11 protein-coding genes are annotated in these 15,381 nt (G+C 40.2%); 3 read left to right on the top strand and 8 right to left on the bottom strand.

Going from position 1 to position 15,381, the window contains the following annotated elements:
• Positions 1 to 646 precede the first annotated feature (646 nt).
• The 5 genes from FC093_RS20830 to FC093_RS20810 all read right to left on the bottom strand — a co-directional run bounded on the left by FC093_RS20830 (position 647) and on the right by FC093_RS20810 (position 6,837).
• Complete coding sequence (locus tag FC093_RS20830; RefSeq protein ID WP_240743396.1) at positions 647 to 1,966, bottom strand: putative oxidoreductase C-terminal domain-containing protein; 1,320 nt, start codon at positions 1,964 to 1,966, stop codon at positions 647 to 649.
• Positions 1,967 to 2,097: 131 nt separating this feature from the next.
• Entirely contained in the window at positions 2,098 to 2,874 is a 777-nt protein-coding gene (locus FC093_RS20825) for a glucosamine-6-phosphate deaminase (RefSeq protein WP_206106646.1), read from the bottom strand.
• A 47-nt stretch (positions 2,875 to 2,921) separates the two neighbouring features.
• On the bottom strand, positions 2,922 to 3,980 hold the full coding sequence (locus tag FC093_RS20820) for a Gfo/Idh/MocA family protein (RefSeq protein ID WP_240743395.1): 1,059 nt from the start codon (positions 3,978 to 3,980) through the stop codon (positions 2,922 to 2,924).
• A 207-nt stretch (positions 3,981 to 4,187) separates the two neighbouring features.
• On the bottom strand, positions 4,188 to 5,360 hold the full coding sequence (locus FC093_RS20815; protein ID WP_137263746.1) for an N-acetylglucosamine-6-phosphate deacetylase: 1,173 nt from the start codon (positions 5,358 to 5,360) through the stop codon (positions 4,188 to 4,190).
• Between the two features lie 13 nt (positions 5,361 to 5,373).
• Entirely contained in the window at positions 5,374 to 6,837 is a 1,464-nt protein-coding gene (locus FC093_RS20810) for a sodium:solute symporter family protein (protein ID WP_137263745.1), read from the bottom strand.
• 302 nt (positions 6,838 to 7,139) lie between these two features.
• On the opposite strand from FC093_RS20810, the gene FC093_RS20805 reads away from it, so the two are divergent.
• A complete protein-coding gene (locus FC093_RS20805) occupies positions 7,140 to 7,967 on the top strand; it encodes a phytanoyl-CoA dioxygenase family protein (protein ID WP_137263744.1) in 828 nt (275 codons plus the stop codon).
• Positions 7,968 to 8,320: 353 nt separating this feature from the next.
• Here FC093_RS20805 and FC093_RS20800 read toward each other — a convergent pair whose 3' ends face one another.
• Both FC093_RS20800 and FC093_RS20795 read right to left on the bottom strand, forming a co-directional pair.
• Complete coding sequence (locus FC093_RS20800) at positions 8,321 to 9,250, bottom strand: sugar phosphate isomerase family (protein WP_137263743.1); 930 nt, start codon at positions 9,248 to 9,250, stop codon at positions 8,321 to 8,323.
• 21 nt (positions 9,251 to 9,271) lie between these two features.
• Positions 9,272 to 10,063 carry a PIG-L deacetylase family protein gene (locus FC093_RS20795; protein WP_137263742.1) on the bottom strand — a complete coding sequence of 264 codons (792 nt, stop codon included), beginning with the start codon at positions 10,061 to 10,063 and terminating at the stop codon, positions 9,272 to 9,274.
• 820 nt (positions 10,064 to 10,883) lie between these two features.
• Here FC093_RS20795 and FC093_RS20790 point away from each other — a divergent pair.
• Positions 10,884 to 11,909 (top strand): Gfo/Idh/MocA family protein, encoded by a 1,026-nt coding sequence (locus FC093_RS20790; protein ID WP_137263741.1) that lies wholly within the window; start codon positions 10,884 to 10,886, stop codon positions 11,907 to 11,909.
• A gap of 556 nt (positions 11,910 to 12,465) precedes the next feature.
• Here the strand turns inward: FC093_RS20790 and FC093_RS20785 are convergent.
• Positions 12,466 to 13,392 (bottom strand): AraC family transcriptional regulator, encoded by a 927-nt coding sequence (locus FC093_RS20785; RefSeq protein ID WP_137263740.1) that lies wholly within the window; start codon positions 13,390 to 13,392, stop codon positions 12,466 to 12,468.
• A 331-nt stretch (positions 13,393 to 13,723) separates the two neighbouring features.
• On the opposite strand from FC093_RS20785, the gene FC093_RS20780 reads away from it, so the two are divergent.
• The gene (locus tag FC093_RS20780) at positions 13,724 to 15,151 is read left to right on the top strand and encodes an arabinose isomerase (RefSeq protein WP_137263739.1); all 1,428 of its coding nucleotides are present in this window, start codon (positions 13,724 to 13,726) and stop codon (positions 15,149 to 15,151) included.
• Positions 15,152 to 15,381 lie beyond the last annotated feature (230 nt).

Here is a 15,381-nt window from a genome sequence, read left to right as displayed (position 1 = left end):
TTCTTGATAAAAAAGTAACCAAAAAATCAAGGACGGCATGATAGCTCCGCGCATCCGTCCGGGCCTCCCGCCACTTACTCTAAATTGCCTCTCCTATTTGAGTGTATGAATTGGCTAGCAAAGGCACAATATGCATTTGTATAGCTTTTCTCGCTAATATTTGAAACAAATTATGTTACAGTACATTTAGTACCTCCTATCATACTTTTGTTGTCTTCCTAAATACACTATCCTTTCCTTAATTTGTAATGAGTACACATCAACTAAGTAAGTTTATTTAAGCTATATTTTGCTAAACACCGCCTTCTGTTCATGCTACCTTCAATTGCTCTGTCTACTATTCAATGCCAAGGGCAATCCGCTGACGTGTAACGTATCCACCGAAGCCACGCATGCACTATAGTTAGCTACATAAGCTACCTCCAAATAACAGATGCACCTTCGGCAATGTGGTGGCGTTGGCCCACACGAATGCGCGGAGCGATTATGTCGTGCTTGATTTTTTGGTTACCTTTTTTATCAAGAAAAAAGGTAAAACAAGAACTAACTATAAGAGATCATACTTACTACACCCCACACGTCCGTAGCATTCAAAACAGATTTATCTCTTTGTAAACTTATCCATGTTACAGTACACTAAATCTCTTTATTGCTTATTATTTATAGCCTTCTCTAATGCCTGCGTTGTTGTATAATACTTTGCCAACATGCCAGCAACTTCCCAATGCGGCATGTTGCCCTCATTTAAACATTGAATATAATTTTTTACAACCCGCGAAAAGTGTTGTTCGTGCCCTGTTTTATAATTTCCAGGTATTATTACCTCCCATCCGTTATTGCTCTGTTGTAGATGTATGCCAGGATACCTTTTTGATAACTCACGCAGGCCTGCCTGTACCGCCTCGTTCCAGGGTTTCGGACTTTTGTCAACCGGTTCAATGTATAGCGATGGCTTATACTGCTGTTCTTTGCCCTGCCTGATAATCAGATTAGCTTTTGTACCTTTAAGCACCGAATAATAAGTATCACCGCCGCCATCAGCAGCTTTGAAGTTCCAGACAACTGATATTGTAGCATGAATATCTTTGATTGTATAATTCATTTCGCCGTTGGCATATACACTCAGCAAGCTATCTTTTACAACTTTTTGCAGGAAATCAGGATAGGTATCTTTTTTAGTAACTTCATAGAATTGGGAAGGCGTTAAAACAGTGGGCCAATGTTTGGCACTGAGCATCTTTATATCTTTCTTGTAATCGAGTACAACATCAGGAAAACATTGCCACTGGATCAGATCTACCAGGTGGGTAGTTACATCTACGATACCTTCTCCTTCCTGGTTTACATCAAAATACCAGGATGGACGGATAAGACGCACTCCCGAAACATCCTTGAAAAAATAATGAATGCTTGCTGAAGTGATTGCGGGATCTTTCAATGTTCCTTTTTGCAGATGCCCAAAAACATCAGGTAACTGTGCAAACGCTTTCTGTAAAATATTGGTAATCTCATAACGCTCGGTCATGATATCATATAACAATATTTTTTTCTTATCTGCTGCTGCAAACGCATTTTTTAATTGGTCAAAATCTGTTGTTGAGATTGCCATTGGCTTATCCGCCAAAACATTCAATCCCGCATCTATGCACCGATTTATATATTCCGTCTTCATTTGATTATTGCCCGCTATCACAACAATATTGCCCGGCTTTGTTTGTATCATCTGTTCCAGGTAATCTTTACCGGTATACACTTTTTCTTTCCAGGCTGTTGGATTTTCCTTACGGTTATTGTATTCATTAATTAAAGCAAGATGAGCCTGTACTTCCTGGCCTTCAGGAGCAAATACATAAACGGTGGAATCTACTTCCCGGTACATTGATTTTTGTAACAATGCGGCATGAAAATGTCCTGGCGCTAAGGTGATTAAATGAACAAGCGTTGAAGTATCTGTAGTTGCTTTCACGTTATTATTTTTACAATCCGTGCTAACAATGATTACTAAAATAGAGATAATGAGAAAAGGCAGTTTTCTTTGAAGAAGAATACAAGAAACAGCGCCATTCATAAGCTGATAAATTTAATGAAAACCATTCTCTACAATCTACCTGCACTGTCCTTATCCAGGTATAGCGCGGCATTAGGATGTGTCTTAAGCGCGGTGGAAGGATAACGCTCATCCATCTCTTCGTGTAATGTATGATGCACCGCTATTGCTTTGTTCTTTCCGGGAACAACGCAATAGATTGCATTTGCCTGCAACAGTGCCGGTACCGTAAGTGTAATGGCAGCAGTAGGAACATCGCCTAACTCAGCAAAACAACCGTCGTGTACCTGTTGCTGACGGGAAGCTTCATCAAGCGTAACTACTTTAACCAGTAGCGGATCATTAAAATCTGCCGTGTGCGGATCATTAAACGCAATGTGCGTATTTTCGCCAATACCCATGCAAACTATATCTGTTGGATTTTCATTAAGCAGATTAGCGTATCTAAGGCATTCTTCATTTATATTTTCTGCGTTGCCATTGATGCAATAAATTTTATTAAAAGGAACTCTATTAAATATATTTTCCTTAAGAAAATAAGCAAAGCTTTGTGAAGCATTTTCATCGATACCAATATACTCATCCATGTGAAAACCATTTATCCTGCTCCAATCAATACCTTGTTGTAATGAGAGGAAATATAAAAGTTCCTTTTGTGAAGGTGCCGCCGCAAAAATGATATTAATACATCCCTTTTTTGCTGATAACAATGCTTTGATTTTTTTGGCTACCTCTTTAGCGGCTTCCTCACCCATTTGCGTACGGTTTTCATAAATGCTAACTTTTAATTTACCAGCAACCATTTCCCTTATTCTTGTTGTTTGCATTATGCTCCTTTATTATACTTTTAGATTTCCAAAAGAGGTTAAAATTTTCAATCGTTTGATAATGTAACTTTTTGCCCGGTATGTGCACTTTTATACATCGCCAGCACAATCTCTACCGGTTTGCGACCTTCTATTGCATCAATGAATGGCTTTTTACCTGTTTCAATGGAACGTATCATATCTTCCAATTGGCTTTGATGGCCTGCAAAACTGATATCAGCAGGATTGGAAACACCGCCATGCGAAACATTGCCGCCTTGCATGTTATGTATTATCCTTTCATCGTCACTCGCTGCTTTTTCAAATTGCCATTTTATCAGGTTACTTTCCTCAAGAATAGCAGTACCTGTTGTACCCATTATTTCTATTCGTTTAAAAGCACCGGGAAAAACAGCAGTCGAGCATTCTATTGTTCCCAGTGCTCCATTCCTGAATTTTACAGCAGAAACAATCGTATCTTCCACTTCAATCCCTTTGTGTTTAATATTGGCTGATACCGATTGCACCGACTCAACAGGTCCCATGTACCATTGCAGTAAATCAACAGAGTGAATACCTTGATTCATTAAGGCTCCGCCGCCATCCAGTTCCCACGTTCCTCTCCAGTGTGCAGATTGATAATATGCCTCGCTTCTGCTCCATTTTACATATGCATCGCCGAGTACCAGATTGCCAAATCTTTTTTCATCAATGGCTTTTTTAATCTGTTTACTGGACTCATAAAAACGGGATGGAAAAATTACAGCGGTTTTTACACCAGCTTTATAAGCAGTTTCAATAATTTTATCACACTTTTCGAGCGTTACTTCCAGCGGTTTTTCTATCACACAATGCTTACCTGCCTCTATACATTTGATTGCAGGATCAAGATGTATTCCGGAGGGCGTACAAATACACACAATATCTATCTCGGAGATCCTGAGCATTTCCTCCAAACTATCGTAAGAAGTGCAATCATGCTTATCTGCAAACGCCTGCGATTTGTTTTTATTAATGCTATACACACCATACAACTTGGCATCGGGTATAGCTTTAATAGCAAGCGCATGAATGTCGGCAATCGTTCCTGCTCCAATTATTCCAAAACCAAATTCTCTTGCTTTCAATGTTGAAATTTTATTTGTTTAAAAATTGATGTTGACGCTATTTGAAATTTTTAATTTAAATAGAAGTATAAGTTGCCGTACGTCATTCCGGAATTATACCCGATACAAAATTCATAATTACTTACAACTTGCGGGCGCTTTGTCCGGAATCTGCGACCTACAATTACTTGCATTTGTCTGTACAGAAAATGCAAAATGTATTATTATTTAAGAATTACGCTCAAAAACAACCCTCTTATTTTTTATTACTTTTTCAACCTGTATTTCTTTCCCGTTAAATTTAAATATTACTAAATCATCATGTTTATTGTAAAAGGTTTTATCATTTTTTGCAAGCATTTTTGCCACATTTGTTGATGCCATTTTCCAACTCTCTCCTGCAGATGCAAGATGCTGATTTATTAAATATTCAACATCTTCTAATAAAGACTTAGCAGCTCCTGCAAGCATTCCGGGCGTACTTTTCAGCGATACTCTTTTTTCATTATCCACTATCACTGTGCCGCCAATATGATTTTGATATTCTCCCGCAGGCATCCCCGCAAAGCAGGTAGCATCGCTTACAAGCAACGTATGGTCTCCTTTATTTTTCATTACTACTTTTATAAACGAGCCCGGAATGTGTATTCCATCAGTTATGAGACAAGCATATAAGGCTTCTTCTGCCAATATATCGAACAGAATATTTGGATGCCGTGGCAACAGTAACGGAACTGCATTGCCTACGTGAGTAGCTAAAGAGGCACCTGCCTTAACCGCTGTTGCAATTTGCTCCGAATCAGCCATTGAATGCCCGATGGATACAAGAATATTGTGGGTGTTGCATTTTTCTATAAATGCAGTTGCACCTTCCCATTCAGGAGCCATCGTTGTAAGTTTTATTTTTCCTCCGGCTGCTGCCTGAAATTTTTGAAAAGTTTCCCAATCCGGTGCTCTGATATATTTTTCGTCGTGAGCGCCTTTGGCACCGGGCAAAGGTGAAATGAAAGGCCCTTCTACATGAATGCCCCAAATACAATCGTTTACAACCGGATCGGATAAGCAAGCTGTGTAAATGGTATGCACCAATTTACAAATATTTTCATCTGAATTGGTGATTACAGTGGGCAGGAAAGTGGTTATCCCTTTACTCAATAAATAATAGGTTGCGGTTACAACATCTTGCGGTGTTAAATCGGGATTATTAAAATCAATTCCGTTAATACCATTTATCTGAAGGTCAATTAAACCGGGGCCTATAAATGGAAGGTGCTGTTGCCCGCTTTCTTTTTCGAGAACATCTATTAAAATATCGTTTTCAAAAAACAATGCTGCTGCCTTGCCTGTAATGCAATTAATACCAGTAATGGTTCTATTCTTTTTATAAATGCTTGCTTGCATAACAGCTTTTTTGTCATGGTCTTTTAAGTGCAGCAATAAGGTTGTTTACACTGGGCGGAACTCTTTTCGTGATCAGTCCTATTCCTATAAACACAATTGCGGAAACAATGGTAGGCAAACCTACTTCGAGGGCAAGACTGCTCAACCTCATATCTTTTGTAATGATAAATGTAATAAGTCCCGCAATAATGGAAGCAATAGCCGCCATTGGACCGCAAGATTTAAACAGGGGCAGCAGACCAAAAATTAAAGGCATTGCTGTGGGTCCCAATAATGCTGCGAACCAATTAACAATGAGTCCTAATACTCCGCCAAACCTTTCATAATTAAGCGCAATAGCAATCGTTGCAAGTGTAAATATAAAAGTAGTTATACGTGCAGTTCGCAACGAATGATTATCCTTTCGAAACTTATTGGAAACAACCGGAAGAATATCTCTTGTAATAACTGCAGCAATCGTATTGACGTCCGATGAAGTCATTCCCATCGTTGCAGCAAATAAGGAGGCTACCACCAGCCCTATTATTCCCTGTGGCAATATTTCCAGCATCAGCCAGCCGTAAGATTCGTTTGGTGTTTTTAAGCCGGGCAAAATAACCGGAGCAGCCCACATGGGGAAAAACAATATTAACGGCCAAACGAAGTATAAAATGCCCGACAGGCGGGCCGCTTTGGATGCTTCTTTTTCATTTGGTGATGATATATATCTCGTAGCAAGGCTCCAGATGCCTCCATTGTAACTTAGAAAATAAATGAAGAACATAACGCCTACAAAACCTGTAGTATAAGGTGCATTGAACAGCTGACTATGCGCTGGCGGCAAACGATCCCACAAGCCTGTAACAGCACTTACTCCGCCCAGCCGGTTTACAACCAGTACGAACATAACAATACCCCCGATTATCTGAACAAGAAATTGAATAAAATCAGTAACAATTACACCCCACAAACCTCCGAAAGTGACATAAATTAAAGTGACTACGCCTGAAATAATAATACCTGTGGTCATTGATATACCTGCCACTACATGCAGCAAAATACCTATTGCTGCCCATTTGGCTCCAACATCAAATACTTTCAGCAGTACGCCACTCCAAGCTACAATTTGCTGTGTTAACAGGTTGTATCGGATCTTTAAATATTCGAGCGGTGATTGTATCCCCAATTCTCTTCGTAAGCGAAACCAATATACCGGAAATATGTTGGAAGTGCCTGTTATAACAACCGCTACCGGAAAAGCCCACCACATATACATCGTGAAACCATGTGTATAAGCCACTGCTGCATAGGCAACAAATACTGCCCCGCTATGTCCTGACACATGATGAGAAATTCCTGCTAACCACCACGGAAGCTTTCCGCCCGCAACAAAATAATCTTCCGCATTTTTACTTTTGAAATACGACAAAATACCTATCACTACCATGCTTAAAAAGAAAAGAATAATAACAACTATATCCAGTGTATTAAGCGTCATCTATTTGTTATGTTCGTTAAGTAATGATTTGTCTTGCAGCCTTTGACCTTTTTCTGCTACTCTTTTTGGTTAACCTTTTTTGGAATCTGCTCATCCGCTGTGTATGCTCTAAACAGTTAAGGCAACTAAAAAGGTAATGTTATCAAATGTAGGATGCTTTATTATTTTAGTGGCAGATAAGTGTTTTTAATTATCGAATGGAAATAGATGCATTTTCAGTAAAAGCCCCTTCGCGTAACTTGTATATTTATTTTTCATGTACTAATGTAGAAATAATACATTTGATACCGAAAACCTGCGATATGAATAACATACAATTATCAGCCTCCCAAAAGGCGCAGTATAACGAGGATGGGTACTTAATTATCCGTAATTTCCTTAATGCGGAAGAAGTAGCCTTGCTGTACGATCATGCAACAAAAGATGACGCACTCCTTAGTAATGCCTGGGACCTTAATGACCAATCCGGAAAGAGTACCAGACTAACGCTATGGTTCACCCCAGGTGATGATAATTTTGGGTTACTGGTTAGAAGTGAAAGCCTGGTAAGCGCTGTACAGGCTTTGCTGGGAGAAGGCGAAGTTTGCCACTTTCATTCAAAACTCATGCAGAAAGAGCCAAAGGTTGGTGGTGCGTGGGAATGGCACCAGGACTATGGCTACTGGTATAAGAATGGTTTTCTTTATCCTGATGCACTCATCAGTGTGATGCTTGCACTTACACAGGCAACAAAAGAAAACGGCTGCTTGCAGGTATTGAAAGGTTCGCACAAGATGGGGAGGTTTGAACATAATTTTGTTGGCGAGCAACAAGGTGCAGATATGCCTTTTGTGGAAGAAGCATTAAAGAGATGTGAACTGGTTTATGCAGAGTTGAATCCCGGTGATGTACTTTTCTTTCATAGCAACATCCTGCACATGTCAGAAGGTAATCTATCTGACAAGCCACGCTGGTCATTTATTTCCGCTTATAATTTAAGTTACAATGTGCCGTTCCGCGAAAAAAGCACTTCCTGTATTACGCCGCTCCAGACTGTGCCCGATGAAGCGATCCTTACAGATGCTGTAACCCTATCAGCACAAGCTGATTTTCTAAGGAAAGAAAATGAGATAACACTTAACATTAAGTAGAAAATAATTTCTATTTGCATCACACCCTTTCGTTCCCGGCTTTTATACGTATAGCATCTTGGGTGTATCACTCACTTTTATGTTCAATACATTAGGAGCTTAGCGCTTCGAACCATAAGCTACGGGCAATGCTTGTAGCCGGCAGCAACAGCTCATGACCTGCTGTTGTACAAGAGTTATACAAGAGTGCGGCGCAGCAGCATTGCATCGGTAAAGTTTGGCTCATAATACCGATAAGCCCAGGTAATAAAACCAAATGCAAAGAACAATGACCCAATGATGATCATAGAGCCATATTGATGCTGGGTGCGGGTAGTGTTTGCCGTAATATTACCTTTTCATTTGTGAATAAATTAATGCATGGTTACTTCACAGGTTCCTAAACCGGGCCTGTAAAAATTGAATTGAACATTCGGATGATCGGCCAGTAATGACATAGGAACGGAAGTATCAACAATATTTTTAGCGATCATAAAAGTGGTGAGTCGCTGACCAAACGGATTATCATGCATGCCCGCATGCCAGATAGATACTTTTTCTGCCTTCCACGTTTCAAAAGGTCCCACTGTTATGGCCTGTGTAGGAACGATAGTAATATTTCCGCCGCCCGATGTTCTTGCATTCTGCGCAATGGTAATAGGATGCAGGTCAACAACACGGGTGGTTAACTTTCTATATTCTTCTGCAGAAGGCGGCTCCTCTATATAATTGCCTTCCCGTTTTGGAGGATCATTAAATGCCCAGTGTTTTATATCGCCCTGCCCACCCTGCATTACCGCGCAGCGAACACCTTCCCAGCTTTTCTGGTAAGCTGTTGTATCTCCTTTTGGAAAGTGTAAATTTTCATCCGGCATTACCAGGTCTTTTCTGATACGGTTAAAACATAACTCCCTATCTGCTCTTTCAAAGGATAAAGGATGATTCGGCGACACCTCTTTTCCATCCATAAACCATTCATCCATTCCCCAGAAATGTGCCGATTGTACCGGTATGCCCAAATCGTTTACAATTCTTGCTACAAGTGGTAATTGCTCTGTAGGTCCAATCGGGCCGCAAATACCTGCAGGATTGTCCGGTGTTGATTCCTTCCAGGCGTTAATGTATTCCAATGCTTCGGCGAGATAAAACTCTTCGAGGGTATTGTACATGACCACCTTAAAACCCGGGCGCGAAAGTTGCATTAAATCTTCCGGCGTTAATGATGCTACTTCTTTTATGATTGCTGTATCCAGCGTGGTATAATCCCACCAACCCGGCGCTATTGAACTTAACTTTCTTGGCATAGTATAGTTGAATTAATGATTTTAAAATTGATCAAGCGTTCGTTCGTATTCTTCACTCACGACATAATCATTACCTAATACTTTTAACGGATCGTCATCCTGCCCGCAAAAGCCATAATGCAAATGCCTGCGCCAGCCTTCCGCATATTTAAATTTCTGCGACATCTGTCCTGTTTTTAAAGAAAAATCTTCCATGGTTTGTAAATAGGAGTTTAGCTTTTGGCTTACATCCAGCCAGTTTTGCTGACTTTGATGTGCCTTTAATGCTTCTAATTTTTGTTGATGAACTGAAGTGGTATTTACAAAAGCACCGGCAGTTACTGTTTTTCGCAAAGGATCTTTTAAACCATGCGGCAAAGCGTGATAGACAGTGCAATTATAGTTATCTGCACTTCGTTCAGGAATAGAATGAAAATTGGGCATTCCCCTTGCGAAGCTTGCGGTTACGGCAAGCCGGCTGGTATTGGTGTGATCTTCCATATAATCTACCGGCGAATGCGTTAAAACGATTGTTGGCTTTACTTCTCTAATGATGGCTGCCATTCGCCGTAATGTCTTTTCATCATAAAATATTTCGAGGTCGTTGCAAAAAGGAGGATGAAAATGTGCCCCTAATATTGCTGCAGCGCTTTTTGCTTCCCCAAGCCTTATATTTTTTATACTTTCAGCGTCATATTCAGTAGTGCCCAGGTTGCCGGTAGAAAGATTGAGATAATGGATTTCAAACCCCTGTTTTTTTAGCAGCAATAAAGTTCCTGCCATCATGAATTCTATGTCATCGGGGTGAGCGCCTATTGCAATTGCTGTTTTCATGCTTTTGTTTTAACGGTTACATAATCTGCATTATACCTTGATGTAAGTTTTTTTCAAACCGGCAGGCGATTGACCAAAAGAAAATAAAAGCGACAGTTGAAACTCCGAAAATATCAAGCGATAAATAGCGCTGATTTGCACGCATTGTTTTAGATACAATTTCAGGCAATGATTACAAAAAACAAAAAATATTTTCAAGCTATAACCATAAAACCTATACACGTTAATACCCGTTCTTCCACTGATATTTCTTCCATGGATGACAATTATATAGTGAGTGCTTTGAAATACATTCATTCGTATCTTAATAAAAATCTAAAAATAGATCAGATTCTTAAGAACATGCCTCTGTTGAGAAGGTTTCTGGAGAAACGTTTCATCCAAATCCCCGGATATCCCGTTTATAAATACATCTATAACATTCGGATAGAAAAGTTTGCAGAAAAATTGTTGGAGATGATATAGCAATTAAGGAGATTGCATAAGAGCCGGAATTAAGCGATGCTAAAAAATATTGCCCGTCAATTCAAGCAAGTCAAAGGGGTGGCACTTTTTGAATACCGTAAAAATTTTCGGCAAAGCAATTGGTTTTACTTTTTACGCTTTGTTCTCTTGAATAATCTTACGGTTTCCCGCTTGAGTCCGGGTTTTATAAGATAAGGCTGGAAGGCAGTCTTATCTTTACTGTAAAATGAACTTTGGTATAAGTGCAAAGCGGTGCAGGCGACGTGTTTTCTTTTAAAGGTTTCGATCCGGTCTTTTTTTGGAAAAGGAGCAGCAGGGGATTTGGGACAAAAAACGAATGAACTAATTTGCATGTATGAAAAAATACAACGTAGGCATTATTGGGTATGGATGGGTGGCCTCAGCCCATATCCAGGCTATCAATGCCACATCCAACGCTCAGGTAACGGCTATCTACTCTTCCCGCCCGCAAAATGCTGCGGAACTAAGTGAAAGGTGGGGTACACCGATCAAGACTTATACGGACTTGAATTTAATGTTGTCTGATGAGGAACTCGATATTGTTTCCGTATGTAGTTATCCGTTTCAGCACAAAGACCACGCTGTTGCGGCTGCCGCCGCAGGCAAACACTTGATCATCGAAAAGCCGTTGGCGCTTACCGAAGCAGATTGCGATGCTATCAAAGCGGCCGTTGATAAGGCCGGCGTTAAAACTTGTATTTGTTTTGAATGCCGTTATTCAAGCCAGTTTATTGCCACCAAAGCGGTGTTGGACCAGGGATTGCTTGGAGATCTGCATTATGGAGAAATTGATTATTACCATGGTATTGGTCCCTGGTACAGTCCTTTCCGGTGGAATATCCGTAAAGAGGCGGGCGGCAGCGCACTGCTTACTGCTGGTTGTCATGCGCTGGATGCACTGCTGCTGTGCATGGGTAACGACGTTGCCGAGGTAAGCAGCTACCATACCAAATCCGCAAGCAAGGTTTTTGAGCCTTATGAGTACTCCACCAGCAGCGTAACCATCCTTAAATTCAGCAGTGGCCGTATTGGTAAATGTGCAGCCATCATAGACTGTTTACAGCCCTATTATTTTCATACGCATTTATGCGGTAGCGAAGGCAGTTTGCTCGATAATAAATTTCATTCGATGAAGCTTGGAACCGAACGGCACCAGTGGAGTACATTGGGGGTAAAAATGCTTGATTCCGGTGATGTTTCCGACCATCCTTATCAAAGGCAATTTCAGGCATTCTTCGATGCTATTGAAGAGAATGTGGAAATGCCGCTTACCAGTCTTAACGACGCCCTTACTACTCACCGGGTTATTTTTGCAGCCGATGAATCAGCCCGTACGGGTAAGTCAGTGCGGTTATTATAACCAGGCTTTATGCATGGAATTGATATTAATAAACAGTCAATCGCTGCGTTTGACTATAGCTGACCGTTAGCAGCTTCAATTTAAAGCAAAAAGTAACAGAAGAAGAGCGCGCTATCAAGAACTATTGCCATGAGGCAATATGTGCTCAAGGCATACTCTTTTGACAGACTTAAGACCTTAGCCCCAAACTAAATGGGGCAAGGTTGTAAGGACAGGCACAACCGCACATTGGCCTTTAGATATCAAGTTTTTAAAAGGGCAGCTTATAAATATTTCTGTTGGTAAATAAATGGAGAGATAAGGAGAAGAAATCGTCAGGAAAATGCAGGAAAGCCATTAGCACATACGACAAACGAGGAACAAAAGCAATAAGAATTCGGCAGTGTAAGTACCTGAATAATAGTATAGAATGGGATTGTACGTTTATAAAGTGGAAGGACTTACGCTTAGGTGTTGAAATGGTTGGAAATTGATCCGCGAAGATTAAATTATATTTCACTGATAACTGCTTACAATACATCTGCTCTACGGTCGGGTAAGCTCAATCTTTAACCGTTTATTGCTTACTTGGTTTGCCAGATGTAACAGCACCGGCTTCATTGATTATTATAAACTTTTTGCGGTATTGCTCGGGGGAAAGTCCTACCTTTTCCTTAAACAGCTTGGAAAAGTTGAGTGGATATTCAAAGTTTAGTTCATAGGCTATCTCTTTTACTGATCTGTTTAAGTCGTTTAAAAGCATTTTTGCTTTTTCAATTTTTAATTGAATAAGATACTGTTGTGGTGCCATGCCTGTGTATAGTTTAAACATCTTCCTGAACCACGCATAACTCACCTGCAATTCTGCAGCTATGTTTTGCATTACTATCTGCTCGTCCATCCTGTTTCGCAGCAATAGAATAGCCTTGTTGATTATCAGGTGAACATTATCTTCCTGTTGAATTTGTTGTTGCTTACAAATAGTATGTATTTTACCAAGCATATACAAAACGGCACCGGAGATAAGCGGCTGGTACCCGGGTTTTTCTTTTTTTGTCTGCTCCATTATCTCTGTAAGTAAAGTAACAATTCCTTCTTTAAATCCTATAAACAGCACCGCCTCTTTACGAGCGAAAAAGCTTTCCTTAAAAATGTTCTCTGCAATAGTACCTTTAAATCCCACCCAATATTCATCCCAACCCATATCGTCGTTGGGTTTGTACCGGTGCCATTCTCCGGGAAATAAAAGGATAACCGAACCTTCTTTTACTGTTGTTTTTCCCATACTTGATGATTCAAATATACCTTCGCCACAGGTAATATATACCAGTTGATATTCATTCAATATGCGACCATTTTCCCAACTAAAATAATGATGCGCAGGATGTTCTTTATATGGGTATAACTGATTAGGTTTTATACTGGTACAGCCTGCATTAAGAACAGATAATCCCCACTGTTCATCCAGATCACTTAATGGCAGGTAGCGGTAATAGTTGAGCATAATTTGCAGTTTAACAATTATAAGAAAAGTTCATTGCCTGTGAAAAAATATATCAAAAATTATAGTTCATATCTCAAAGGGAATACTTATCAAGTAAAAGAGCAAACCTATTTTTGTTATACTGAAATGATTAACAAGCGATGCATTGTCATAAGGAAACTTAGCTGTAATCAACACTTGCATTATAGTTTCGGTATGGTATATTTCACAGGGAAAGGCTACATAAAGAAGTTTGTATCAAAGCCTCTGCATAATATGATTAATCAAAAACTCTTCCTCTGAAATCAACACAATAATTAACGCTTATAACAGGGAATATCCCGCAATAATAATGGCTGTTTCATCTTTAAAAATAGGGCTTTTTGGTATCGGGCTGGATACATACTGGCCGCAGTTTTCGGGTTTGCAGCAAAGGCTGGAAGGTTATCTGCAAATTGTTGAAGAAAAACTCTCGAATATTCATCCATATATCATCAATGCGGGACTGGTGGACACTGCTGATAAGGCTTTTGAAGCCGGGCGCAGGTTTAAACAGGAAGACGTGGATATCATCTTTTTATACGTTAGCACCTATGCTCTATCTTCTACCGTATTGCCTGTAGTACAACGGGCTAAAGTGCCGGTTATTATATTAAATCTTGCACCCGAACCTGCCATTGATTATGAGGCCTTTAATGCGATGCCCAGCAGGACTGATATGACAGGTGAATGGCTGGCTTTTTGTTCTGCCTGCCCGGTGCCGGAAATAGCCAATGTATTTAACCGTACCGGCATACAATTCCACCAGGTTACCGGCATACTGCATGACGATCCGCCATGCTGGACAGAAATAGAAGAATGGATAACTGCAGCTAAAGTTGCCAATATCATGTTTTACAACCGGCTGGGCTGTATGGGGCATTACTATAGCGGCATGCTGGATATTTATACCGATCTTACCCAACAATATGCACATTTTGGCGGGCACATTGAACTGTTGGAAGTAGAGCAATTGGCAGCCTTACGCAAAGAAGTTAACGCGCAACAAATAAAAGAAAGAATACAGCTTTTTTACCAGGAATTTGATGTGCAACATGATTGCTCAGTAGAAGAACTGGAGAAAGCGGCTATTACTTCTGTAGCGCTGGACAGGCTGGTGGAAGCGCATAAGCTGGGATCTATGGCTTATTATTACAAAGGCACTGGCAATGCTGAAAATGAAGAGGCTATCAGTTCTATTATACTTGGCAATTCTTTGCTTACGGCAAGAGGTATTCCGGTAGCTGGGGAGTACGAAATAAAGAATGTACAGGCAATGAAGATTATGGACAGCTTTGGTGCAGGCGGCTCTTTTACAGAATATTATGCTATGGATTATAATGAAGATGTGATATTGATGGGGCACGATGGACCTGGTCATATAGCCATTGCAGAAGGTAAAACAAAGGTGAGACCTTTAAAAGTGTATCATGGAAAAGTAGGCAAAGGCGTATCGGTGGAAATGATGGTAAAAAACGGGCCGGTGACCTTGCTGAGTGTAGTAGAAAAAAGGGATAAATTAATGCTGCTGGTAGCAGAAGGGGAGTCGGTACCTGGTCCTATTTTGCAAATAGGAAATACCAACAGCCGGTACAAATTTCCCATTGGTGCCCGAAAGTTCGTAAACGATTGGAATGCGCAGGGGCCTGCGCACCATTGCGCTATAGGCATTGGTCATATCAGTTCAAAAATTGAAAAGCTTGGACAGTTACTGGATATGCAGGTGATAAAGATTTGCTGAGATCAGTATATCGTTCCTGTAAACTGTCTAATATATAAGTAGCATAAAAACAAGCAATCATTCAGCCTGTTATATCCATAACGGGCTTTTGCTTTTATAAGAAAAAATGTCTTGTCCTGAAATGGCTATACGCAAAATCAGGTGTATATGTCTAAAGAAGTTGAACAATTTAGTGTTCGTCCTAACCGCCTTTCACGGTATGATAAGCGGTTGATTTTAAAGGTTGTAGC

The sequence above is a fragment of the Ilyomonas limi genome, assembly GCF_005233845.1.
Classification (GTDB): Bacteria; Bacteroidota; Bacteroidia; order Chitinophagales; family Chitinophagaceae; genus Ilyomonas; species Ilyomonas limi.
The sequence above is the reverse complement of the archived record's forward strand: the minus strand, read 5'-3'. Positions and strand labels throughout refer to the sequence as shown.